Source organism: Micromonospora halotolerans, from assembly GCF_032108445.1.
Taxonomy (GTDB): domain Bacteria; phylum Actinomycetota; class Actinomycetes; order Mycobacteriales; family Micromonosporaceae; genus Micromonospora; species Micromonospora halotolerans.
Window position 1 is genome coordinate 2,266,661 of record NZ_CP134876.1, and the last position, 22,646, is coordinate 2,289,306.

Below are 22,646 nucleotides of genomic sequence, written 5' to 3' on the forward strand. Positions count from 1 at the left end.
AGGCTGCCATGGGCAGCGGAATCTGGTCCACCGACGTGTACGACGCCGCCGACCGCTACCGACGGGCCACCGGCGCGAGCGCCTTCTCCTACAGCGACAGCGGGGCGCGCACGGTGCACCCCGCGCTCGACCCGCGCGGCGCGGTCCGGGAGAGCCGCGACTCGGACGAGCACCCCCGGTCGACGCCCATCGCGGTGCTCTTCGACGTGACCGGCTCGATGGGGCACGTGCCCCGGGTGCTCCAGAGCAAGCTGCCGCAGCTGCTCGGCCTGCTGCTCCGCCAGGGGTACGCCCGCGACCCGCAAATCATGTTCGGTGCGATCGGCGACGCCACCTGCGACCGGGTGCCGTTGCAGATCGGCCAGTTCGAGTCCGACAACCGGATGGACGACGACCTCGGCCGGATCGTGCTGGAGGGCGGCGGTGGCGGCCAGATGACCGAGTCCTACGAGCTGGCCCTGTACTTCATGGCCCGGCACACGGTCACCGACAGCTGGGCGAAGCGGGGCCGGCGCGGCTACCTGTTCATCATCGGCGACGAGCTGGCGTACCGCCGGGTGGACCGGCGGCAGGTGGCCCGGCTGATCGGCGACGACCTGCGCGAGGACGTGCCGCTGCGGCAGATCGTCGACGAGGTGACCCGGCGCTGGGACACCTACTACCTGCTCCCGGCCGGCAGCGCGTACGCGGGCAGCCGCACGGTGCTCGACTTCTGGCGCGACCTGCTCGGGCAGCACGCCGTCGAGCTCGACGACCTCGACGCGGTCTGCGAGACCATCGCGCTCACCGTCGGCCTCGGCGAGCAGGCCGTCGACCTGGACGCCGGGCTGCGCGACCTGGACCGGGCCGGGTCGACGGCCGGCCCGACCGTCTCCCGGGCGCTCGCCCGCCTCGGCGGTGACCGGCGCCCGGTGGCCACGCTGCCGTTCGCCCCGACCGACGGCAGCGGGGTCACCCGGCTGTGAGGCACGTGATGGTGGTCGACCTCGGCTACGGCGACGCCGGCAAGGGCACCGTCGTCGACTGGCTCTGCGCGAGCCGGCCGGTGCACACGGTCGTCCGGTTCAACGGGGGCGCGCAGGCGGCGCACAACGTCGTGCTGCGCGACGGGCGGCACCACACGTTCGCGCAGTTCGGCTCCGGGACGTTCCACCCCGGCGTCGGTACGCACCTGTCGCGGCACGTGGTGGTGGACCCGCTGGCGCTGGCCGCCGAGGCCGACCACCTCACGGCGGTCGGGGTACCCGACGCGCTCGACCGGCTGACCGTGGACGGGGAGGCGCTGCTGGCCACCCCGTACCACCGGGCCGCCAACCGGGCGCGGGAGATCGCCCGGGGAGCCGACCGGCACGGCTCCTGCGGGCTGGGGGTGGGCGAGGCGGTCGCGTACGGCCTCGCCCACCCCGACGAGGCGCCCCGGGTGGCGGACTGCCGCCGCCCGGCGGTGCTGCGCCGGCGGCTCGCCGCGCTGCGGGACCGGCTCACCGCCGAACTCGGCCCGCTGGACGTACCGCCGGTCGAGGGCTGCCTGCCCGCGTACGCCGGGTTCGCCGACCGGGTGGCGATCGTCGACCGGACGTGGCTGTCCGGGGCACTCCGGGCGGGGACCTGCGTCTTCGAGGGTGCGCAGGGGGTGCTGCTGGACGAGTGGCACGGCTTCCACCCGTACACCACGTGGAGCACCACCACCTTCGCCAACGCGGAGGCGCTGCTCGCCGACGCCGGACTGGCCGGGAGCGCCCAGCGGCTCGGCGTGCTGCGGGTGACCACCACGCGGCACGGCCCCGGGCCGCTGGTCACCGAGGATCCGGCGCTGCCGTTCGCCGACCCGCGCAACCCGACGAATCCCTGGCAGGGCCGGTTCCGGTTCGGCCACTTCGACGCGGTCGCCCACCGCTACGCGCTGGAGGTGGCGGGCGGCGTCGACGGGCTGGCCCTCACCCACCTCGACCTGGCCGGTCCGGGCCTGCGGATCTGCCGCCGCTACGACACCGCCGACCGCCTCGTGCCGGGTCCGGCCGGCGACCTGGACCGCCAGGCGGCGCTCACCGCCCGGCTGCTCCGGGCCCGCCCGGTCCTCGACGAGGCGCCCGCCGACTGGCCGGCGGCGGTGGCGGCCGAGCTGAACGCACCGGTGCTGCTCACCTCGCACGGGCCGACCGCCGAGGACAAGCTGCCCGCCCTCGCCGGAGCCGTTTCCGCACCCCGCTGACACCCCACCCCCGAGCATGGGTGCATGGGGGACGTGCTCGACCTGCTGCACCAGACGGTGGCCTCGCCGTGGGCGTACCTGGTGATCATCGTGGTCACCGCGGTCGACGCGTTCTTCCCGGCGGTGCCGGGCGAGACCGTGGCGATCACCGCCGGGGTCTTCGCAGCCGGCGGGGAGCCGAACGTGGTCGGCGTCATCGTGGCCGCCGCCTTCGGCGCGCTGCTCGGCGACAACATCTCCTACGCCATCGGGCGCGGCGGGGGCGCGCGCCGGCTGGCCCGGCTGCCCGTCGACAGCCGGCGCCGGGCGAGCTCCGAGTGGGCCCGCCGGGCGGTCGACCGGCGCGGCGGCGTCATCCTGACCACCTCCCGGTACGTCCCGGGCGGCCGGACCGCGGTCACCCTGACCATGGGCGCGGTCCGCTACCCGTTCCGTTCCTTCCTCATGTACGACGCGCTGGCCTGCGGCACCTGGGGCACCTACTGCGGCCTGCTCGGCTACTTCGGCGGGCTGGCCTTCGCGCACAATCCGGTCCAGGGCCTGCTCGCCGGGGTCGGCATCTCGGTGGCGGTCACCGGCCTGTTCGAGCTCGCCCGCTGGGCCCGCCGCCGCGCCCGCGCCCGGGCCACCGCGCGCCACTGACCAGGCCCCTAATCCTCCAGCAGGTCGGCGTCGTGGACCAGGATGGCGAGCTGGACCCGGTTGGCCACGTCGAGCTTGGCCAGCGCGCGGCTGACGTGGGTCTTCACGGTGGCCTCGCTCGTGCCGAGCCGACGGGCCACGTCGGCGTTCGCGTCGCCGCGGGCCACCTCCCGGACGATCGCCGCCTCCCGGTCGGTGAGCCGGGCCAGCCGCTGCCGGGCGGCCTCCCGCCGGGCCGGGCCGCGCTCGGCGAACGAGCTGATCAGCCGCCGGGTCACCGTCGGGGCGAGCATGGCGTTGCCGGCCGCGACGGTCCGCACGGCGGCCGCGAGTTCCCGGGGCGGGGTGTCCTTGAGCAGGAAACCGACCGCGCCGGCGCGCAGCGCGCCGTGCACGTACTCGTCCCGGTCGAAGGTCGTGAGCATGACGACCTTCGGGCCGGCGGCGACGATCCGCGGCGCGGCGGTCAGCCCGTCGGTGCCGGGCATCCGCACGTCGAGCAGCACCACGTCGGGCCGCAGCCGCACGGCGGCGGCGAACGCCTCGGCCCCGTCGGCCGCCTCGCCCACCACCGCGATGTCGGGTGCGGCCTCCAGGATCAGCCGCAGGCCGGCGCGGACCAGCTGCTCGTCGTCGGCGATCACGGTGCGGATCATGTGAGGTCCGCCATCGGCACCAGCGCCCGCAGCAGGAAACCGCCGTCGTCGGTCGGGCCGGCCGACAGCCGCCCGCCGGCCAGCTCGACCCGCTCGCGCAGCCCCACCAGGCCGAGCCCCGCGCCGGGCAGGGCGGCGCCGGGCCGGGCGGACGGCCCGTTGCGGACGACGGCCTCGATCCCGTCGGGCAGGTGCCGCAGGCGGACGGTGACCGCCGCGGCCGGGGCGTGCTTGCGGACGTTGGTCAGCCCCTCCTGGACAACCCGGTGCACGGTCCGGGCCACCCCGCCGGGCACCGGCCCGGGCGTCCCCTCGTCCCGCCGGTCCACCCGCAGGCCCGCCGCCCGCGACTCCCGGATCAGCTCGTCGACCGCGTCCAGGCCGGTCGGGGGGAGCGGCGTGCCGTCGCCGGCCCGCTGGCGCAGCACGCCCAGCACCTCGCGCAGGTCGGTGAGGGCCGCCCGGCCGGTGGAGCGGATCAGGGCGGCCGCCTCGACGGTGGCCGGCTCGGCGGCGGTCACCTCCAGCGCCCCGGCGTGCACCACCATGAGCGAGACCCGGTGCGCCACCACGTCGTGCATCTCCCGGGCGATCCGGGCCCGCTCCTCGGCGCGCACCCGGTCGGCGTGCGCCTCCTGCTCGCGTTCCACGCGTTCGGCGCGGTCCCGCAGGGCGGCCAGCGTGTCCCGCCGGGCGCCGATCCACAGGCCGGCGACCAGCGGGAAGACCACCACCCAGACGAAGAGCGCCGCGGCGTTGGCCCCGGTGGCGGTGGTCAGCCGGCGCTCCCCGCCGACCGCGACGCCGACAGCCACCCCGAGCAGGGCGACGACTCCCGCACCGAGCAGGTACGCGGCGAGGCGCCGACCGCGCAGCGCGACCCCCGCCCGCCAGGAGGCCAGGACGGCGGCCGGCGCGGCGGCCAGGACGAGCCAGCCGACGGCCGCCGCGGCGACCAGCGGCCAGCGGCGGGCCGCGACGGCTGCGGCGCCCGAGGCCAGCGCCACGACCAGCACCAGCAGGCGGGGCAGCGGCGAGCGGACGCCCAGGGCGCCGGTGGCCGACGCCCAGGTGCTGGCGGCCACCAGCGCGGCGAGCAGGAGCGGCGTGTGCCGCTCGGCCCGCCGCAGCAGGGCGGCGCGGGTGGTCACCCGGCGAGCCTAGGCCCGGCGGGCGCGCGACGGGGCGTACCTCCGGGAGGGTTGGGGGCCGACCCCGACGGCCCGTCGGGGTACGACGCGACGAAAGTAGCCGTCGCCGGGCGACCGACGGCAGATGGCCGGGACGGCCGGCGCGACCAGCATCGGGGCCATGGATTCCGTGCTCGACCTGCTCCACCAGACCATGTCCTCGCCCTGGGTCTACCTGGCGCTGTTCGCCGTCGCGGTGGTCGACGGCTTCTTCCCGGTGGTGCCGAGCGAGACCGCCGTGATCACGGCCGGGGTGTTCGCCGTGACCGGCCAGCCCGACCTGCCGCTGGTGGTCGTGGTGGCCGCGCTCGGCGCGCTGATCGGCGACCACGTGTCGTACGCGATCGGCCGTCACGGCGGCGGCCGGCTGCTGGCCCGGCTCCCGGCGGCCGTTCCCGCTCCTCAGGTGGCGGGCCGGAGCGGTCGTGGCGGCCGGCGGCGGGCCGCGCTGGAGCGGGCCCGGCGGGGCATCACGGCGCGTGGCGGACTGATCCTCATCGTGGCGCGGTACGTCCCGGGTGGACGGACGGCGGTCACCCTCACCATGGGTGCGGTCCGGTTTCCCCGGCGGCGGTTCCTGCTCTTCGACGCGCTGGCCGCCGTGTCCTGGGCGATCTACTCGGCGCTGGTCGGCTACCTGGGTGGGCTCGCCTTCGAGCGGGACCCGGTCCGCGGGCTGCTGCTCGGGCTGGGGTTGGCGCTGACCCTGACCGCCGTCGTGGAGACGGTGCGCTGGGCGCGCGGCCGGCGGGTGCGGGCCCGGGTCAGCCGGCCGGCGGGTGCCAGGTGACGCCGCGCAGCAGCTGGTCGGCGCCGAGCCAGGCCACGTTCATCATGCGGGTGGCGGTCTTCTCCGGGTCCGCCTCCGGGTGGTCGGCCAGCCAGTCGGCCAGCGACTCGGTCGCGCCCACCAGGGCGTACGCGACGACCTCCAGGTCGGTGGCGCCGACCTCGCGGCCCTTGGCGCGCAGCGCGTGGTCGAGCATCCCGGCGACCACCTCGACCAGCCGGCCGCGCATGGTGGCCAGCTCGGCGGCGAACGGCTGCTCACCGCGGGCCTGCCGGTAGAGCACCGCCCAGCCGTCCCGGTGCGCGCCGACGAAGCCGAAGAAGGCGCGCAGCCCGCGCCAGAGCCGCTCGTCGGCGGGCAGGTCGGGGGCGGCCGCCCCGGCGATGGCCTCCATCATCCGGGTGCCCTCCCGGTGCAGGCAGGCGACGAAGAGCTCCTCCTTCGTGCCCAGGTACGCGTAGACCATCGGCTTGGAGATGCCGGCGTCGTCGGCGATCTCGTCCATGCTGGCCGCGTGGAAGCCCCGGCGGGAGAAGACCTTGACCGCCGCGTCGAGCATCTGCTGCTCGCGCACGGCGCGGGGTAGGCGCTTGAAGGTCGGCGTGCTGGACACTCTTGCGAGCATACCTACTCGTGCGTAGGGTTACGCCTGAGTAACCAAAGTCGGCTCGCCCGAGAGGTGCATCCCCCATGAGTGACTTCGACCCGGCCAACTTCGCGAACGTCGGCCCGAAGGAGTTCGCGCAGCTGGTCAAGTCCACCCCCGACGACAAGCTCGCCGAGATCATGTCCGGCGACCTGCGCGGCAAGATCCTCAGCGAGGTCTTCAACCGGATGCCGACGCTGTTCCGGGCCGACCGGGCCGGCTCCACCAACGCGGTCATCCACTGGAACATCACCGGTCGCCCCGACGGTGGCACCGACACCTACGAGATCGTCATCGAGAACGGCACCTGCACCGCCTCGGAGACCCCGACCCGGGACCCGAAGCTCACCCTCACCATGGGCCCGGTCGAGTTCCTGAAGATCGTCTCCGGTGGTGGCAACCCGGTCATGATGTTCATGACCGGCAAGCTGAAGGCCAAGGGCGACCTGGGCCTCGCCGCCAACATCGCCAACCTGTTCGACATCCCCAAGGCCTGACATGGCCGAGTTCTCGCTCGACCTGAACGAGGAACAGCGGGACCTTCGCGACTGGGTGCACGGCTTCGCCGCCGAGGTCGTGCGCCCGGCCGCGGCCGAGTGGGACGCCCGGGAGGAGACCCCCTGGCCGATCATCCAGGAGGCAGCGAAGGTCGGCCTGTACGGCTTCGAGTTCCTCGCCACCTGCTGGGCCGACCCCACCGGGCTCTCCCTGCCGATCGCCAGCGAGGAGCTGTTCTGGGGTGACGCCGGCATCGGCCTGAGCATCTTCGGCACCTCGCTGGCCGTCGCCGCCATCTACGGCGCCGGCACCCCCGACCAGCTCGTCGAGTGGGTGCCGCAGTGCTTCGGCGACGTCGACCAGCCGGCGGTCGCCGCGTTCTGCACCACCGAGCCGGAGGCCGGCTCCGACGTCGGGTCGATGCGCTCCCGCGCGGTCTACGACGAGGCCACCGACGAGTGGGTGCTGAACGGGCAGAAGGCGTACGCCACCAACGGCGGCATCGCCGGCGTGCACGTGGTCACCGCCTCGGTCGAGCCCGACCTGGGCTCGCGGGGGCAGGCCGCGTTCGTCGTACCGCCCGGCACGCCGGGGCTCACCGCCACCCGCAAGCTGCGCAAGCTCGGGCTGCGCGCCTCGCACACCGCCGACGTCTTCCTCGACGACGTCCGGGTCCCGGGGCGCTGCCTGCTCGGCGGCAAGGAGGCGCTCGACGAGCGGCTGGCCCGGGCCCGCACCGGCCAGCGGGCCTCCGGCCAGGCGGCGATGCGCACGTTCGAACTGTCCCGCCCGACCGTCGGCGCGCAGGCGCTCGGCGTGGCCCGCGCCGCGTACGAGTACGCCCTCGACTACGCCAAGGAACGGGTCCAGTTCGGACGACCGATCATCGAGAACCAGGCGGTCGCGTTCGCGCTCGCCGACATGAAGATGGAGATCGACGCGGCCCGGCTGCTGGTCTGGCGGGCCTCCTGGATGGGTCGCAACAACCGGCCGTTCACGGCGGGCGAGGGCTCGATGTCCAAGCTCAAGGCGGGTGAGGTGGCCGTGTCCGTCACCGACCGGGCGGTCCAGCTCCTCGGCGGCGCCGGCTTCCTGCGCGACCACCCGGTCGAGCGGTGGTACCGGGACGCCAAGATCTACACCATCTTCGAGGGCACCTCCGAGATCCAGCGGCTGGTCATCTCCCGGGCCATCTCCGGCATGCAGATCCGCTGATCGCCGGCGGACCCCGACCCGACCCGCGACGGCACCGCCGTGCCGGGCGTACCGCCGTCGCGGGTCGGGCCGCCGGTCCACGTTCCGGATCCCGCCGGCTGGGCAACTGATCACGCGAGCTGGGCGCCGCGCCGCGGCGGGTGCATGATCGGAAGAACACGAACGCGAAGGAGGGTTGCGACTTGGACCTGCGGTTCATCGTCGCCACGCTGACCCGACGCGGACTGCTCAACCCGGGCCGCCCCATCCGGATGGCCTCCCAACTCAACGCCCTGCGCCGGTGGGGGTGGAGCCTCGCCGGCGAGCTGCGCCAGGCCGCCGCGCGCGACCCCGGGCGGACCGCCGTCGTCGACGAGCACGGCGCCTCGCTGACGTACCAGGAGCTGCTGGACCGGTCGGAACGGCTGGCCCGGTCGATGCGGGCCGGGCTCGGCGTGCAGTCCGGCGACCGGGTGGGTGTGCTCTGCCGCAACCACCACGGCCTCATCGAGGCGATCGTCGCCGCGATGCTGCTCGGCGCCGACGCCGTACTGGTCAACACCGGTCTCTCCGCGGCACAGCTGGCCACCGTGGCCGAGGAGCAGGGCCTGCGCGTGCTCGTGCACGACGCCGAGTTCGCCGAGCGGGTCCTCGGCCTTCCCGCCGACCTGTACCGGATCGACGAGCGCCGCCAGGAGGAGCTGATCGCCGGCGCGCTGCCCGGAGACCAGCTCAAGCCGCCGGAGCGGGACGGCCGCACCATCGTGCTCACCTCCGGCACCACGGGCGCTCCCAAGGGCGCCCGCCGGCCCACACCGCACGGCTTCGGCCCGCTGGTGTCCATCATCGACCGGATCCCGCTGCACGTTCACGACACCGTGCTGATCGCCGCGCCGATCTTCCACACCTGGGGGTACGCCGCCCTCCAGGTGTCGTTCGCGCTGCGCGCCACGATCGTGCTGCACCGCCGGTTCGACCCGGCCGCCACGCTGGCCGCCCTGGCCGGGCAGCCCTGCGACGCGCTCTTCGCCGTACCGGTGATGCTGCAACGGCTCATGGAGGCGCCGCCCCCCGAGCCCCGGCCACCGCTCAAGGTGGTGGCGGTCAGCGGCTCCGCCCTCCCCGGCGGCCTGGCCACCGCCTTCATGGACCGCTTCGGCGACGTCGTCCACAACCTCTACGGCTCGACCGAGGTCTCCTGGGCCTCGATCGCCGGCCCGGCCGAACTGCGCGCGGCCCCCACCACGGCGGGCCGCCCGCCGCACGGCACCCGCGTGGAGATCGTGGACGACGCCGGCGAACCGGTCCGGGACGGGGAGGTCGGCCGGATCTTCGTGGGCAACGAGATGCTCTTCGAGGGCTACACCTCGGGGGACGGCCGGGAGCGCCGCGACGGCCTGCTGGACACCGGCGACCTGGGCCGGATGAGCCCGGAAGGGCTGCTCTTCGTCGACGGGCGGGCCGACGACATGATCGTCTCCGGCGGGGAGAACGTCTTCCCGTCCGAGGTGGAGGACCTGATCGCCCGGCTGCCGCAGGTCCGCGAGGTCGCCGTGATCGGCGTTCCGGACCCGGAGTACGGCCAGCGGCTGGCCGCGTTCCTGGCCCTGCACCCCGGTGAGGCGCTCGACCCCGAGGCGGTCCGCGAGTACGTCCGGCACTACCTGGCCCGCTTCTCCGTGCCGAGGGACGTGGTGTTCGTGAAGTACCTGCCGCGCAACGCCACCGGCAAGGTGCTCGGCCGCGAACTCCGCCGCTACTACGCCTGAGCAGTCCCACAGGGGACAGACGGAGCTACCCCGCCGGTGGTACTTTCCGTGCGCCGGCTGCCCCGGCAGTGACTCTCATCCTCCGGGAGCGGCTCGCATGGTGCGAATCCGTCGGCGCTGGGCCCTGGGCCTCCTCCTCGGTGGTGTCTCGGCCACCGCGCTCGGCGCCGGCGAGCCCGTGCTGAGCCAGCGCCGCACCGGCCCGCCCACCCGCCGCCGGACGCCACCCGTCCAGGTGGAGAACCGCGCGGCGGGCGAACCCTGGTGGCCGCGCGGCGACATCCGGTCCGCCGACGACCGGCTACGGCAGATCCAGGGGTACGCCTCGACGACCAGCCTCGCCCCCGGCGAGTCCGTCGACTTCCACGTCGCGGTCAACCCGGCCCGCCCGTTCCGGATCACCGTGCACCGGCTCGGCTGGTACGGCGGCGCCGGCGCCCGGACCATGCTGACCAGCCCGGAACTCGACGGCACTCCCCAGCCGGTGCCGCCCGCCGACCCGGCCACCGGGACGATCGCCTGCCGCTGGCCGGTGTCCTGGACCCTCCGCATCCCCGAGGACTGGACCTCCGGCCTCTACCAGGCGGTCTTCACCTCCACCGACGGCTGGCGCGCGTGCACCCCGTTCGTGGTGCGCGACGACCGGCGGGCCGCCGCGCTGTGCGTGGTGCTGCCTGTGACCACCTGGCAGGCGTACAACCAGTGGCCGCTGGACGGGCGTGCCGGCAAGAGCCTCTACAACGGCTACACGGCCGGCGGGCAGCGCACCCCGGCCCTGCGGGCGCGCGAGGTGTCCTTCGACCGCCCCTACCCCGACGCGGGCCAGCCGATCCAGTTCAGCCGGGACCAGGACGCCGTCCAGTGGCTGGAGCGCAACGGCTACGACGTCAGCTACGCGACCAGCCTCGACCTGCACTCGGGGCGGCTCGACCCGTCCCGGCACCGCGGGCTGGTGTTCTGCGGGCACGACGAGTACTGGTCGGCGGAGATGCGCCGGGCCGCCGAGGCCGGGCTGGCCGGCGGCACCAGCCTCGCCTTCCTCGGCGCCAACAGCGTCTACTGGCACATCCGGGTGCGCCCCTCGGCCGACGGCCGTCCCGAGCGGATCGTGGCCTGCGCCAAGACCACCCCCGACCCCGGCGAGGACGCCGCCGGGCCGACGGTGACCTGGCGCGACCTGGGCATCCCCGAGCAGGCCCTGCTCGGCGTCCAGTACAACGGCATCGTCGCCACCCCGCAGCCGCTGGTGGTCCGGTCCGCCAAGCACTGGGTGTGGGCCGGCACCGGAGTGGCCGACGGCGACCGGATCCCCGGGGTCGTCCGGGGCGAGGCGGACGGCGTCAGCGCCGCCGCCGCCCGGCCCGCGGGGCTCGACGAGACCCTGCTCAGCGGGTCGCCGTACCCGGCTCGGCAGGGCCGGCAGCGGACGCAGAGCACCCACGTGTACGAGACGCCCCAGCGCGCGGTGGTCTTCGCCACCGGCACGCTGGGCTGGACGATGGCACTGAACCGGCGCGGCCACCGCGACGAGCGGATCGAACGGGCCACCGCCAACGTGCTCGACCGGATGGTCGGCCGCACGCCCGTCCGCCCGGCGTCGCCGGGCAGAACCGGCATGGAGACGGCGGGTCAGCCAGCGGTCTCCCCCGGCGCGACGAACCGCTGACGACCGGGCTGGCGGCTCGGGCGCCGGCCCCATCGGCCCTGCCCTGCCCTGTCCTGCGTGGCCGGACCCGGCCCGGTCAGGCGGGAAGGTCGATCCGGCCGTCCACGGCCGCCGCGGCGATGTCGGAGCGGTGGTGCGAGCCGGCCAGCTCGATGCCGCGTACCAGCTCGTAGGCGGCGTCCCGCGCGGCGGCCAGGGTCGGGCCGGTGGCCGTACCGCAGAGGACCCGGCCCCCGGCGGAGCGCAGGCTCCCGTCGGGGTCGCGGCGGGTGCCGGCGTGGATGACCCCGGCGCGGTCCGCGCCGGTGATCACGTCACCGGTACGCGGCGCCGCCGGATAACCCTCAGCCGCCACCACGACGGTGACCGCCGCCCCGTCGCGCCAGCGCAGCGGCGGGTGCGCGGCCAGCGTGCCGGTGGCGGCGGCCTGCAGCAGACCGGCCAGGGGCGTCTCCAGCAGGGCGAGCACCACCTGGGTCTCCGGGTCGCCGAAGCGGGCGTTGAACTCGATCACGCGCGGGCCGGCGGCGGTGATCGCCAGGCCCACGTAGAGCAGGCCGGCGAACGGGGTGCCCCGGCGGCGCAGCTCGGCCAACGTCGGGTGCACGACGTCGCGCATCACCTCGTCGACCAGACCGGGCGGGGCCCAGGGCAGCGGCGCGTACGCGCCCATGCCGCCGGTGTTCGGCCCGGTGTCGCCGTCGCCGACGCGCTTGAAGTCCTGGGCGGGCAGCAGCGGCACGGCGGCCTCGCCGTCGGTGACCACGAAGAGCGAGACCTCGGGACCGGCCAGGTACTCCTCGATCACCACCCGGCCGCACTCCTCGGCGTGCCGCTCGGCGGCGGCGCGGTCATCGGTTACCACGACGCCCTTGCCGGCGGCCAGCCCGTCGTTCTTCACCACGTACGGGGCGCCGAACTCGTCCAGCGCCCTGCCGACGCTCTCCGCGTCGGCGCAGGTGTACGCCCGGGCGGTCGGCACGCCGGCCGCGGTCATCACGTCCTTGGCGAAGGTCTTCGAGCCCTCCAGCCGGGCCGCCTCGGCCGACGGACCGAACGCCGCGATGCCCTTGGCCCGCACCGCGTCGGCGACCCCGGCCACCAGCGGCGCCTCCGGCCCGATCACCACCAGGTCCGCGGCCACCTCGACGGCGAGCGCCGCCACCGCCGCCGGATCGGCGCCGTTCACGTCCCGCAGCTCCGCCACGCCCGCGATCCCCGGATTACCGGGAGCCGCGACCAGCGCCGAGACAGAGGGATCGCCGGCCAGTCCGAGCGCGAGCGCATGCTCCCGCCCTCCACCACCCACAAGAAGAACCCGCACGACCCCGCATCCTACTGACCACCCCACCCCACCCGGTCGATCATGAGGTTGGCGGCAAGAAATGAGATCGACATCGCCGCCAACCTCATGATCGACGCAGGGCTCGGGTGGTGAGGGCGCGCCGGACGACGGACGGGATGTAGTCGGGGGTCAGGGTGTCGGGCCAGGTGAAGCGGAGGATCGTCCAGCCGGCGTTCGTCAGGCGGTTCTGGCGGCGACGATCGTTGAAGAGGGCATCCGGGGCTGCGTGCGGAGTTCTGCCGTCCGCCTCGGCGATGAGCCGTCCAGCGCGCCAGCCCAGGTCCCCGATGCCAAGCAGATAACCGTCGGAGTCCCGTACCTCGATCTGGAGGGCATCCGGACGGACTCCGCCGTCGACGCATCGCAGCCGGGTACGCGTCTCGAGCGGGGACTGCGCCAGACCGTTCGCCTCCGCGATGTAGCCCCGGGCGGCCACGACACCTCGCCTCCCGCGCATCAGCGCCGGAAGGGAGAGCAGCTCGTCCTCGCTGATCACCCCGCGGTTCAGCGCCGAGTCGAGCAATGCCACTGCCGGATAACGGCGCTCTCGCAGGATCAGCTCCGCGACAGTCCGCACCGCGGTGGTCACCGGGACACCGCCGATCACGGTCAGCGCCTCGGCGGCGTGTTCGAGCTGGTGCAGCACGACGGCCGGCTCCTTGACGCGTGCCGGTCTGGCCACGCGGCCCGGCAGGGCCACATGAATCGCGCCCGTTCGCGAGAATCCGCCGATCCCGTGCAGCTCGGCCGCCGTCGCGAGCACGGCGTGGGCGTGCGGCCCCAGCGAGAGCACGGCCGCCCTGATCCGGCTCAGCCGCTGACCGCCACCCGTCGCCGCGGGCTCGATCAGGTAAGCGGCGCGGGACAGTCGTCGCCAGCGACCAAACGCCACAAGGTTGTCGATCTCATGCCGGCTGAACCCGGCCCCCAAAGCCTGCTGCCGGGTGACAACGCCACCCTGGCGAGCGGCAACGCCCCTGATCACCTGCTGACGTTCCACACACCAAAGGCTCCCCGCCCCGCAGAAAGCCCGAGACCCCCTGTGGACAACCACCCGCCCCCTGTGGACAACCAGCCGCCTCTCCGCGTCGATCATGAAGTTAGCGGCGATCTGGATCTACAAAACTGCCGCTAACTTCATGATCACCAGGCGGGGGCGGGAGGCGGGAGGGGGGTGGGTGGTTAGGGGAGGAGGGGGTGGCGGATTACGTTTTCTTCGCGGCCTGGGCCTACGCCTACGATGCTCACCTTTGTGCCGCAGAGTTCTTCGATGCGGGCGATGTAGCGGCGGGCGTTTTCCGGGAGTTCGTCCTCGGTGCGGGCCTTGGTGATGTCTTCCCACCAGCCGTCGAGCTCTTCGTAGACCGGGGTGGCGTGGTGGAACTCGGTCTGCGTCATCGGCATGTCGTCGAAGCGCTTGCCGTTGATCTCGTAGCCGACGCAGATCGGCACCTTGGGCATGCCGGTCAGCACGTCCAGCTTGGTGATGACCAGGTCGGTGACGCCGTTGAGGCGGCACGCGTACCGGGCCACGACGGCGTCGAACCAGCCGGTGCGGCGCTCCCGGCCGGTGGTGGTGCCGTACTCGTGGCCGACCTTGCGCAGGTGCTGGCCGTTGTCGTCGAACAGCTCGGTCGGGAACGGGCCCGAACCCACCCGGGTGGTGTACGCCTTGCTCACCGCGATGACCTTGGTGATCGCGGTCGGCGGGATGCCCGCGCCCACGCACGCCCCGCCCGCCGTCGGGTTCGACGAGGTGACGAACGGGTAGGTGCCGTGGTCCATGTCGAGCATGGTCGCCTGGGCACCCTCCAGCAGGACCGTGTCGCCGCGGTCCAGCGCGTCCCAGAGCATGACCCGGGTCTCCGCGATGTACGGCCGCAGCCGCTCCGCGTACCGGAGGTATTCCTCGACGGTCTCGTCGACGTCGATGGCCTTGCGGTTGTAGACCTTGAACAGGAGCTGGTTCTTCTCGCGGAGCGCCAGCTCCAGCTTCTTGCGCAGGATGCCGGGGTCCAGCAGGTCCTGGAGCCGGATGCCCATCCGGGCGACCTTGTCCCCGTACGCGGGGCCGATGCCCCGGCCCGTGGTGCCGATCCGCGAGCTGCCCAGGTAGCGCTCGACCACCCGGTCCAGCGCCCGGTGGTGCGGCATGATGAGGTGCGCGTCACCCGAGATCCGCAGCCGGGACACGTCCACGCCCCGCTCGGCGAGACCGTCGATCTCCTCCAGCAGCACCTTCGGGTCGACCACGACGCCGTTGCCGATGATGATCATCGCGCTCGGCGACAGCGCGCCGGACGGCATGAGGTGCAGCGCGTACTTCTGGCCGTCCGGGGTGATCACCGTGTGGCCGGCGTTGTTGCCGCCGGAGTAGCGCACGACGTAGTCGACCCGCTCACCCAGCAGGTCGGTAACCTTGCCCTTGCCCTCGTCGCCCCACTGAGCGCCGATGAGCACGATCGCTGGCATCTTTTCCGCCTCCAGAAGGCTCGGGTGCCAGGTGGCGACCGGTCGGCGAGCCCGGGGTGTCAGGCTAACAAGTAGTGACGGCGGGACCGGCAGGGGTTCGTCGAGAAGCAGGAGGCTCCTTCGTGTACGACGTGGTGCTGCTCACCCTCGGCTCGGAGCGGGACGCTCCCGGTGGAGGCTGCGGCAGCGGTGGAGCCTGCTGCGGTGGCGCCTCGGACGTGGCCGGCGAGCAGCCGGGGGACCGCTGCGAGACGCCGCGCGTACCGGTGCTGGCCTGCGCGGACGCGCTCACCGCCCGGGGCGCTCGGGTGGAGACGGTGACCGCCCGCTCGGACGCCGAGATCGACGAGGTGCTGGCCCGCCTCGACGGCCCACCCCGCGCCGACGGCCTCACCTGGCCGGACCCCGACTCCAAGACCCGGCTGGTCGTCGCCACGGCCAGTGACGGGCAGTTGCGCGCCGTGCTGCGCCGGCTGGTCCGGCGGTACGCTCCGCCGCCCAGCCGCCGCCCCGCCGACCTGCCCGACAACCGGACGGTGCCGGACCTGCCGCCGGTCGGCGTACTCCCGCTCGACCCGGCCCGGTCCGGGACGGCGCGGGACCTGGCCGCGCAGCTCGGCCTGCCCCGCGACCCGGCGGCGGTGGCCGCCGCGGTGCTGGACGGCACCGCCCGCCGGCTCGACCTGCTGCGCAACGACGGCGGCTCGGTCACGCTGGACGGCGCGCTGCTCGGCGCGGCCGACGACGCGGGCCGGCCGCTGCACTGGCGGGCCCGGATCGAGGTCGACGGCACGGTGCTCAGCAACGGCGACGAGCCGATCATGGCCTGCGCGATCGGCAACGCCGGCGGGTACGCGCGCCTGGACGACGTGGTGCTGCTGGCCGACCCGGACCCGTCCGACGGCCGGGTCGAGGTGGCGGTCGCCGTGCCCGTGGTCACCCGGTCCGCGCTGGGCCGGAAGAGGGTACGGCTGGAGGTGCGCCGGGCCCGTGGCCGGGCGGCGGCGGTCGTACCCCGCGACAAGAAGCTGCCCTTCCTCGACGACGGCGTCGAGGGCGAGCTGAGTCGGAAGCGGTCCTGGTGGACCGAGCCGGGCGCCTGGGCGGTCTGGACGGCCTGACCTCCGTCGATCCCCCCGCTCGGGCCACCCGGCTGACCGGACGGCCTATCCTCGGCGGGAGGAATGGGGAGGAACCGTGGTGCACGAGAATGCCGACCGGGCCCACGTGCCAGGTCAACCGCAGGTGCCGGAGCGGGACATCGAACCGCTCTGGCCGCCCGAGCAGACCGACGGGGTCGTCACCGCCCCGCCGTGGGCGGCCCCGGCCCAGCCCAACGTGGCCGCCTGGCCCGTCCCGCCCGCCTGGCCCACGCCGTCCCCGACCGAGCCGGCGCCCTCGACGGCCGACGGCACGGAAACCGGGGCGCCGGCGGACGGCATGCCCGCGCCCCACGCGGCGCCGGCCCCGGTCGACCTGGATCTCCCGTTCACCCTCGATCAACCGGCCGCGCCCGGGGTCCCCGTTCCTCGGACGGCCGCCGCCCACGCGGGCGACGCCGCCGCCCCGGATGGTGCGGACCTGACGGTCGGTGCGGTCGGCCGGGACGGTGCCGCCGGCGCGGACCGCGCGACCGCCCTCGGGACGGACACCGCGGCCGGCACGACCGACCCCGGGTTCGGGCCGAACGCCCCGGTCGGCACGACCGACCTCGGGTTCGGGCCGGACGCCGCGGCCGGCGCTGACGCTGCGGCCGGCCGGGAGGCCGGTGTCGGCACGGATGCCGAGGTCGCCCCCGTGAAGGACGCCGGCCCGGACGGCCGGTTCGGCCCAGCGACGGCCAGCGGCCCGGACGGCACGGTCGAAGCGGCCAACACGGGCGGCGCATCCGGCCTGCCGGAGACCGCCCCGGAAACGTCGGGTGCGACCTCGGCGGACGGCCCGGCCGGCGCCGACGGGACGCCGGGCGACGCGGATACGACCTCCGGCCAGCGTCGGGCGGAAACCCCGCCGATCGGTCGGCCGGAGTCCCCCTGGGCTCAGCCTCCGCAGCGCTCCACCGCCGACGCGCCCACGCCGCCGGCGCATGGGCCGGTCCCGCCGCCCACCCAGGCCGCACCGGCGACCCCGGCCCACCCGCCCGAGCCGCCTGCCACCACACCGTCGACCCCGGCCCACCCTGTGCCGCCGTCGGCCACGGCCCCGACCGACCCTGGGACCACCAACCCCACCACCCCCGTTCACCCGGGGGAGCCGAACCCGACCGCCGCAGCGCCAGCGGTCGGCACCGGCGACGCGGCGCAGCCCACCGACGGCCCGACCGCTTCCGGTCCGAACGCTCCCGACCCGGCGCAGCCCGCGGTCGGGACCGCACAGGTCGGTCCCGACAGCCCGGCCGGGGGTTCACCGCCGCGGCTCGGCCCGTTCCCGCCCTCGCCGGGCGTACCCCTCCAGCAGCCCTACGGCGACGGGACGGGGTACCCGCCGGGTCCGGTCGGCTACGGGCAACCGGCGCCCCAGGCCGGCGCACCGGGCTGGTACCCGCCGGCCTGGCCCCAGCAGGCCGGCCCGCCCCCGCAGCCGGGCGCACCCCAGCAGCCGCCCGCACCGCACCAGCCCGGCCCTCAGCAACCCGCGCCACACCAGGCTGGGCCGCACCAGGCCGGGCCGCAGCAGCCCGGCTCGCAGCAGCCGGCCCCGGGCGCGTACCCGGAGCAGGTCTGGACCCCGGCGAGCGGTGCCCCGCCCACGGCGGAGGACTTCGCCCGGCGGCGGCAGGCCCGGCCGGTGGACCCGGTCGCGACCATGGGCGTCCGGGCGGTGGTCAACAAGATCGGGCTGGTCCGGCTCGCGCCGGGGCGGCAGGAGCAGGAGATGCGGCGCGACATCGAGATGGTGCGCCGGAACTTCGGCGGGCTGCGCCAGGTGACCGTGGTCAATCCGAAGGGCGGCGCCGGCAAGACGGTCGCCATCCTGCTGCTCGCCATGACCTTCGGCCAGAAGCGCGGCGGGTACGTGCTGGCCTGGGACAACAACGAGACCCAGGGCACCCTCGGGATGCGGGCCCAGCAGGACTTCCACTCCCGCACGGTGCGGGACATGCTGCGGGATCTGGGCCAGTTCCAGGGGCCGCACGGCCGGGTCGGCGACCTGTCGCAGTACGTCCGTTCGCAGGGCGAGGGCATGTTCGACGTGCTCGCCTCGGACGAGTCGGCGACCGGCGGCGAGATGCTGACCGCCGCCGCGTTCGCCGAGATCCGCGAGGTGGTGAGCCGCTTCTACAAGCTGATCTTCGTGGACACCGGGAACAACGTCCGGGCGCAGAACTGGCAGGCCGCCATGGACGCCACCGACCAGCTGGTGGTGACCATGTCGGCGCGCAACGACTCGGCCGAGACCGCCGCGCGGATGCTCGACCACCTGGAGCAGAGCGGCCGGCAGCGGCTGGTCCGGCAGGCCGTGACGGTGGTGTCGATGCCGCCGTCCCGCAAGGAGATCGACCTGCCGGCCATCCAGGAACACTTCGCCGCCCGGACCCGGGCGGTGCTGCTGGCACCGTACGAGCGGCTCATCGACACCGGCGAGCCGATCCGGTACGGGCAGCTCTCCTCGGCCACCCGCGACGCCTGGCTGAAGATCGCCGCGTCGGTGGCGGAGGGGCTGTAGCGCGAGCGCGACGGCCGGTTCCCGCGCGGGAACCGGCCGTCGCGTGCGTCAGTGGCTGGCCAGGGCGTCTCCGGCGGCCGGGTCGCAGTCGCGGAGGAACTGGGCGCAGCGCGCCGCCTCGTCCGCCTCGCCGATCTCGCCGGCCGCCCGGGAGAGCACGTAGAGGCAGCGGAGGAAGCCCCGGTTGGGCCGGTGCGACCAGGGCACCGGGCCGTGGCCCTTCCAGCCGCTGCGGCGGAGCTGGTCGAGGCCCCGGTGGTAGCCGGTGCGGGCGTACGCGTACGCCGGGATGACCTGGCCCGCGTCGAGTGCCCGGGTGGCCAGCGCCGCCCAGCCCGCGCTGTAGGTCGGGAAGCGGGCCGCGACCTCGGCGTACGCCTCGTCGGTGTCCTGCTCGGCGGCGGCCGCCAGCATGGCGTCGGCCTCCTCGTGTGCGGGGAGCAGGGTGGCCGGTGGCTCAGGCAACAGGTTCTGCATCGCCCCATTCAACCCGCTTCGCCCTGGGGTACGCGAGGGGGTCCGGCCAGTCGGTCGGCTGAACGGCTGAGGGTTTCGTCACGCCTGCGGTGTGCCGCCCACGTACCCGCGGCCCATGCCGGGGCGCGGGTATTTCCACTACAACTACAGATCCGGAACCTCCCCAGGACCGGGTAGTGCAGGAGCCCGGCGGCCTGGCCATCGGGCTCCTGTCCGTGCTCCCCACGTTTGCCGGCTTGCCGCCCGGGGGCAGGATGGTCGGGTGCCGACCCCACCACCCGCGGACGTCATCGAGCCGCACGCCACCCGAACCGACGAGATCGAGACCCGGACCGAGTTCGACCGGCGGCTGGCCGAGGGGACCCTCGCCGGCGTGACCGTCCAGGGCCTCCGCCTCGACCTGGACCCGGTTCCCGACCTGCGCGGCGCCGAGGTCGCCGGCACGCTCTTCGTGGGCTGCCGGTTCGCCGACCGCGAGGTCGGCGCGGACCTGGTCCGCCGGGGCGCGAACGTCGTCCCACCCTTCTCCGGGCTGCCCTACCCGACGCAGCCGTCCCACCTCTACACCGCCGACGACCTGGCCGCCGGCTTCGCCGAGGGCGGGTTCGCCGGGATGTACGACACCCGGGTGTACGCGCACTTCCGGGCGCACGGCGGCGCCCTGCCCGACGTGCGGGAGGCGCTCGGCCAGCGGCTGCACGACCACGGGGTGGACAACGCCCTGGCCGACGCCACCCGGGCCTGGCTGGCCGTGCACGGGCCGCAGTCGGTGGTGGGTGTGATGGGTGGGCACGCGGTGCCGCGCGGCAGCGCCGCGTACCGGATGGCGGCCGTGCTGGGTTGGGAGCTGGCGCGGGCCGACCGGCTGGTGGTGACCGGCGGCGGCCCCGGCGTGATGGAGGCGGCGAACCTGGGCGCGTTCCTCGCGGCCTGGCCGGCGGAGGATCTGACGGCGGCGATCGACCTGCTGGCCACGGCGCCCGACTTCACCGACCACGACCGCTACACGGCCGCGGCGCTGCGGGTCCGGGCCCGGTACGCGGCCGGCCCGTCCCTGCCCACGCCCCGCCCGGCGGCGCCCGGCACCGAGTGGGCCCGCTCGGGCGGCCTGGCCATCCCCACCTGGCTGTACGGGCACGAGCCGGCGAACCTGTTCGCCGGCCGGATCGCCAAGTACTTCTCGAACGCCATCCGGGAGGACACCATCCTGCGGCTGGCCCGGGGCGGGATCGTCTTCGCGCCCGGCCGGGCCGGCACGGTGCAGGAGGTGTTCCAGGCGGCCACGAAGACCTTCTACGGCACCGACGGGGCGAGCGGCGCGTACGTGTTCCTGGACCGCACCTACTGGACCACCGAGCTGCCGGTGGAGTCGCTGCTGCGGCCGCTCTTCGCGGCCTCCCCGTTCGGCGACCTGTCGGCCACGATCCACCTCACGGACGACGCCCGCGAGGCGGCCCGGATCCTCACCGCGTGAAAGGAGGGGCCCCCGGTCGACAACCGTTCGTCGACCGGGGGCCCCTCCTCAGCAGGTCACTTCATCGTGGTGCCGGTGGAGCGCAGGTGCTCGCAGGCCTCGACGACGCGGGCGGCCATGCCGGCCTCGGCGGCCTTGCCCCAGACGCGGGGGTCGTACATCTTCTTGTTGCCGACCTCGCCGTCGACCTTCAGCACGCCGTCGTAGTTGCGGAACATGTGGTCCGCGACCGGCCGGGTGAAGGTGTACTGGGTGTCGGTGTCGATGTTCATCTTCACCACGCCGTAGTCCAGCGCCTCGCGGATCTCGGACAGCAGCGAGCCGGAACCGCCGTGGAAGACCAGGCTGAGCGGCTTCTCCTTGCCGTACTTGGCGCCGACCGCCACCTGGATGTGGTGGAGCACCTCCGGGCGGAGCTTGACGTTGCCCGGCTTGTAGACGCCGTGCACGTTGCCGAAGGTCAGCGCCGCCATGTAGCGGCCCTTCTCACCGAGGCCGAGCGCGTCGACCATGGCCAGGCCGTCCTCGACGGTGGTGTAGAGCTTCTCGTTGATGGCGTTCTCGACGCCGTCCTCCTCGCCGCCGACGACGCCGACCTCGATCTCAAGGACGATCTTGCCCTTGGCGGCCTCGGTGAGCAGCTGCTCGGCGATCTCCAGGTTCTCGGCCACCGGCACCGCCGAGCCGTCCCACATGTGCGACTGGAAGAGCGGCTCCTGGCCGTTCTTCACCCGCTCCTGCGAGATGGCCATGAGCGGACGGACGAACTTGTCCAGCTTGTCCTTCGGGCAGTGGTCGGTGTGCAGCGCGATGTTCACCGGGTACTTCTTGGCCACCTCGTGCGCGTACGCCGCGAACGCCACCGCGCCGGTCACCATGTCCTTCACGGACGGGCCGGACAGGTACTCCGCGCCACCGGTCGAGACCTGGATGATGCCGTCGCTCTCCGCGTCGGCGAAGCCCTTGAGCGCCGCGTTCAGCGTCTGCGAGGAGGTCACGTTGATCGCGGGGTACGCGTACCGGCCGGCCTTGGCCCGGTCCAGCATCTCCGCGTAAGCCTCGGGGGAAGCGATGGGCATGTCGAACGCTCCTTACTTACCGCTCTCGGCCGTGCAGGCCGCTGTCTTCCATGGGTGCGCCGGACCGCGCTGTCCACCGCCGGAAGTATCCCGTAGGAGCGCGCGGTGGGCACAACCGACCCGGGAACCGCTCACCGCTCGTCCAGGCTGTCCGGCAGCACGACGCTGATCAGCCAGCTCACCACCGCCATCACGATGGCGCCCCAGAACGCGGCCCAGAAGCCGTTCACGTGGAACGACAGGTCCAGCCCGCGTGCGATCAAGTCGGTGAGCAGGAACAGCAGGGCGTTGACCACGAGCGCGAACAGACCGAGCGTGAGCAGGTAGAAAACGCAGCCGATCACCTTGATGACCGGCTTCAGCAGGGCGTTGACCGCGCCGAAGATGAGCGCCACCACGACCAGGGTGAACACGGTGTTGAATCCGTTGTGACCGGTCACCTCCACCCCGGGCACGATGAGCGTGGTGACCCACAGCGCGACCGCGGTGATCGCCAGCCGGATCAGGAAGCCCACGTCACCATCCTGGCACCGGGTGCCCGCCCCGGACGGCACAATTGCCGATCCACCGTTCCCTCCGCTGCCGAGCGGGGACCCGGGTCAACCCGTACGGTGTGGTGGTGACCGGCCGCACCGAGTTCCAGGGAGGGACGATGGGTCAGCCCGAGGAGGACTTCGCCCCGAGCCACCACCTCGCTCCGGAGGAGCGGGACCCGGAGGCGGAGCCGGCCGACGCGGTCGAGCAGGCCGCCGTGGTCACCCCCGAGGAGGGCGACGGTGAGCCGCAGCGGGGGTTCGAGGTCGACGACTGGGACGCCATGGAGCAGGCCCGGGTGGTCACCGCCGACGAGGACGACTACCGCTGAGCCGC

21 protein-coding genes are annotated in these 22,646 nt (G+C 74.3%); 12 read left to right on the forward strand and 9 right to left on the reverse strand.

What is annotated here, in order from left to right:
• Positions 1-8: 8 nt before the first annotated feature.
• From RMN56_RS10680 to RMN56_RS10690, 3 genes are read left to right on the forward strand one after another with little or no spacing between them, the layout of a single operon-like run.
• Entirely contained in the window at positions 9-965 is a 957-nt protein-coding gene (locus RMN56_RS10680; protein WP_313723662.1) for a hypothetical protein, read from the forward strand.
• On the forward strand, positions 962-2,212 hold the full coding sequence (locus RMN56_RS10685) for an adenylosuccinate synthetase (protein WP_313723663.1): 1,251 nt from the start codon (positions 962-964) through the stop codon (positions 2,210-2,212). The genes RMN56_RS10680 and RMN56_RS10685 overlap by 4 nt, the downstream gene beginning before the upstream one ends.
• A 24-nt stretch (positions 2,213-2,236) precedes the next feature.
• Positions 2,237-2,854, forward strand: a complete 618-nt coding sequence (locus RMN56_RS10690; protein ID WP_313723664.1) for a DedA family protein — start codon at positions 2,237-2,239, stop codon at positions 2,852-2,854.
• 8 nt (positions 2,855-2,862) lie between these two features.
• Here RMN56_RS10690 and RMN56_RS10695 read toward each other — a convergent pair whose 3' ends face one another.
• Together RMN56_RS10695 and RMN56_RS10700 are read right to left on the reverse strand one after the other, a co-directional pair.
• Positions 2,863-3,510: a response regulator gene (locus RMN56_RS10695; protein WP_313723665.1), complete on the reverse strand. Its 648-nt coding sequence runs from the start codon at positions 3,508-3,510 to the stop codon at positions 2,863-2,865.
• Complete coding sequence (locus tag RMN56_RS10700) at positions 3,507-4,661, reverse strand: sensor histidine kinase (RefSeq protein WP_313723666.1); 1,155 nt, start codon at positions 4,659-4,661, stop codon at positions 3,507-3,509. The genes RMN56_RS10695 and RMN56_RS10700 overlap by 4 nt, the downstream gene beginning before the upstream one ends.
• A gap of 160 nt (positions 4,662-4,821) precedes the next feature.
• On the opposite strand from RMN56_RS10700, the gene RMN56_RS10705 reads away from it, so the two are divergent.
• Positions 4,822-5,490, forward strand: a complete 669-nt coding sequence (locus RMN56_RS10705; protein WP_313723667.1) for a DedA family protein — start codon at positions 4,822-4,824, stop codon at positions 5,488-5,490.
• On the opposite strand, the gene RMN56_RS10710 is transcribed toward RMN56_RS10705, so the two are convergent.
• Positions 5,465-6,103 carry a TetR/AcrR family transcriptional regulator gene (locus RMN56_RS10710; RefSeq protein ID WP_313723668.1) on the reverse strand — a complete coding sequence of 213 codons (639 nt, stop codon included), beginning with the start codon at positions 6,101-6,103 and terminating at the stop codon, positions 5,465-5,467. The genes RMN56_RS10705 and RMN56_RS10710 overlap by 26 nt on opposite strands.
• A 77-nt stretch (positions 6,104-6,180) precedes the next feature.
• Here RMN56_RS10710 and RMN56_RS10715 point away from each other — a divergent pair, with 77 nt between their 5' ends.
• From RMN56_RS10715 to RMN56_RS10730, 4 genes are all read left to right on the forward strand, one after another.
• Entirely contained in the window at positions 6,181-6,633 is a 453-nt protein-coding gene (locus RMN56_RS10715) for an SCP2 sterol-binding domain-containing protein (protein WP_313723669.1), read from the forward strand.
• A 1-nt stretch (position 6,634) separates the two neighbouring features.
• Positions 6,635-7,849: an acyl-CoA dehydrogenase family protein gene (locus RMN56_RS10720; protein WP_313723670.1), complete on the forward strand. Its 1,215-nt coding sequence runs from the start codon at positions 6,635-6,637 to the stop codon at positions 7,847-7,849.
• Between the two features lie 182 nt (positions 7,850-8,031).
• Entirely contained in the window at positions 8,032-9,597 is a 1,566-nt protein-coding gene (locus RMN56_RS10725; RefSeq protein WP_313723671.1) for an AMP-binding protein, read from the forward strand.
• Positions 9,598-9,694: 97 nt separating this feature from the next.
• Complete coding sequence (locus RMN56_RS10730) at positions 9,695-11,263, forward strand: N,N-dimethylformamidase beta subunit family domain-containing protein (RefSeq protein WP_313723672.1); 1,569 nt, start codon at positions 9,695-9,697, stop codon at positions 11,261-11,263.
• 76 nt (positions 11,264-11,339) lie between these two features.
• Here RMN56_RS10730 and purD read toward each other — a convergent pair whose 3' ends face one another.
• The 3 genes from purD to RMN56_RS10745 form a co-directional block, all read right to left on the reverse strand.
• On the reverse strand, positions 11,340-12,587 hold the full coding sequence (gene purD / locus RMN56_RS10735) for a phosphoribosylamine--glycine ligase (RefSeq protein ID WP_313723673.1): 1,248 nt from the start codon (positions 12,585-12,587) through the stop codon (positions 11,340-11,342).
• Positions 12,588-12,672: 85 nt separating this feature from the next.
• Entirely contained in the window at positions 12,673-13,608 is a 936-nt protein-coding gene (locus RMN56_RS10740; protein ID WP_313723674.1) for a type IV toxin-antitoxin system AbiEi family antitoxin domain-containing protein, read from the reverse strand.
• A 182-nt stretch (positions 13,609-13,790) separates the two neighbouring features.
• Complete coding sequence (locus RMN56_RS10745; protein ID WP_313723675.1) at positions 13,791-15,080, reverse strand: adenylosuccinate synthase; 1,290 nt, start codon at positions 15,078-15,080, stop codon at positions 13,791-13,793.
• Between the two features lie 122 nt (positions 15,081-15,202).
• Between RMN56_RS10745 and RMN56_RS10750 the strand changes: the two genes are divergently transcribed.
• Complete coding sequence (locus tag RMN56_RS10750) at positions 15,203-16,201, forward strand: diacylglycerol kinase family protein (protein ID WP_313723676.1); 999 nt, start codon at positions 15,203-15,205, stop codon at positions 16,199-16,201.
• Between the two features lie 892 nt (positions 16,202-17,093).
• Positions 17,094-18,746: a MinD/ParA family ATP-binding protein gene (locus RMN56_RS10755; protein ID WP_376787317.1), complete on the forward strand. Its 1,653-nt coding sequence runs from the start codon at positions 17,094-17,096 to the stop codon at positions 18,744-18,746.
• A gap of 48 nt (positions 18,747-18,794) precedes the next feature.
• Here the strand turns inward: RMN56_RS10755 and RMN56_RS10760 are convergent, their stop codons facing one another.
• The gene (locus RMN56_RS10760) at positions 18,795-19,223 is read right to left on the reverse strand and encodes a DUF3151 domain-containing protein (RefSeq protein ID WP_262283514.1); all 429 of its coding nucleotides are present in this window, start codon (positions 19,221-19,223) and stop codon (positions 18,795-18,797) included.
• Between the two features lie 262 nt (positions 19,224-19,485).
• On the opposite strand from RMN56_RS10760, the gene RMN56_RS10765 reads away from it, so the two are divergent.
• Complete coding sequence (locus RMN56_RS10765) at positions 19,486-20,697, forward strand: LOG family protein (protein WP_313723678.1); 1,212 nt, start codon at positions 19,486-19,488, stop codon at positions 20,695-20,697.
• 56 nt (positions 20,698-20,753) lie between these two features.
• On the opposite strand, the gene fbaA is transcribed toward RMN56_RS10765, so the two are convergent.
• Entirely contained in the window at positions 20,754-21,776 is a 1,023-nt protein-coding gene (fbaA, locus tag RMN56_RS10770; protein WP_107077057.1) for a class II fructose-bisphosphate aldolase, read from the reverse strand.
• 131 nt (positions 21,777-21,907) lie between these two features.
• Positions 21,908-22,291: a phage holin family protein gene (locus RMN56_RS10775; RefSeq protein ID WP_313723679.1), complete on the reverse strand. Its 384-nt coding sequence runs from the start codon at positions 22,289-22,291 to the stop codon at positions 21,908-21,910.
• 137 nt (positions 22,292-22,428) lie between these two features.
• Between RMN56_RS10775 and RMN56_RS10780 the strand changes: the two genes are divergently transcribed.
• Positions 22,429-22,641, forward strand: a complete 213-nt coding sequence (locus RMN56_RS10780) for a hypothetical protein (protein WP_313724705.1) — start codon at positions 22,429-22,431, stop codon at positions 22,639-22,641.
• The last annotated feature ends 5 nt before the right edge of the window (positions 22,642-22,646 follow it).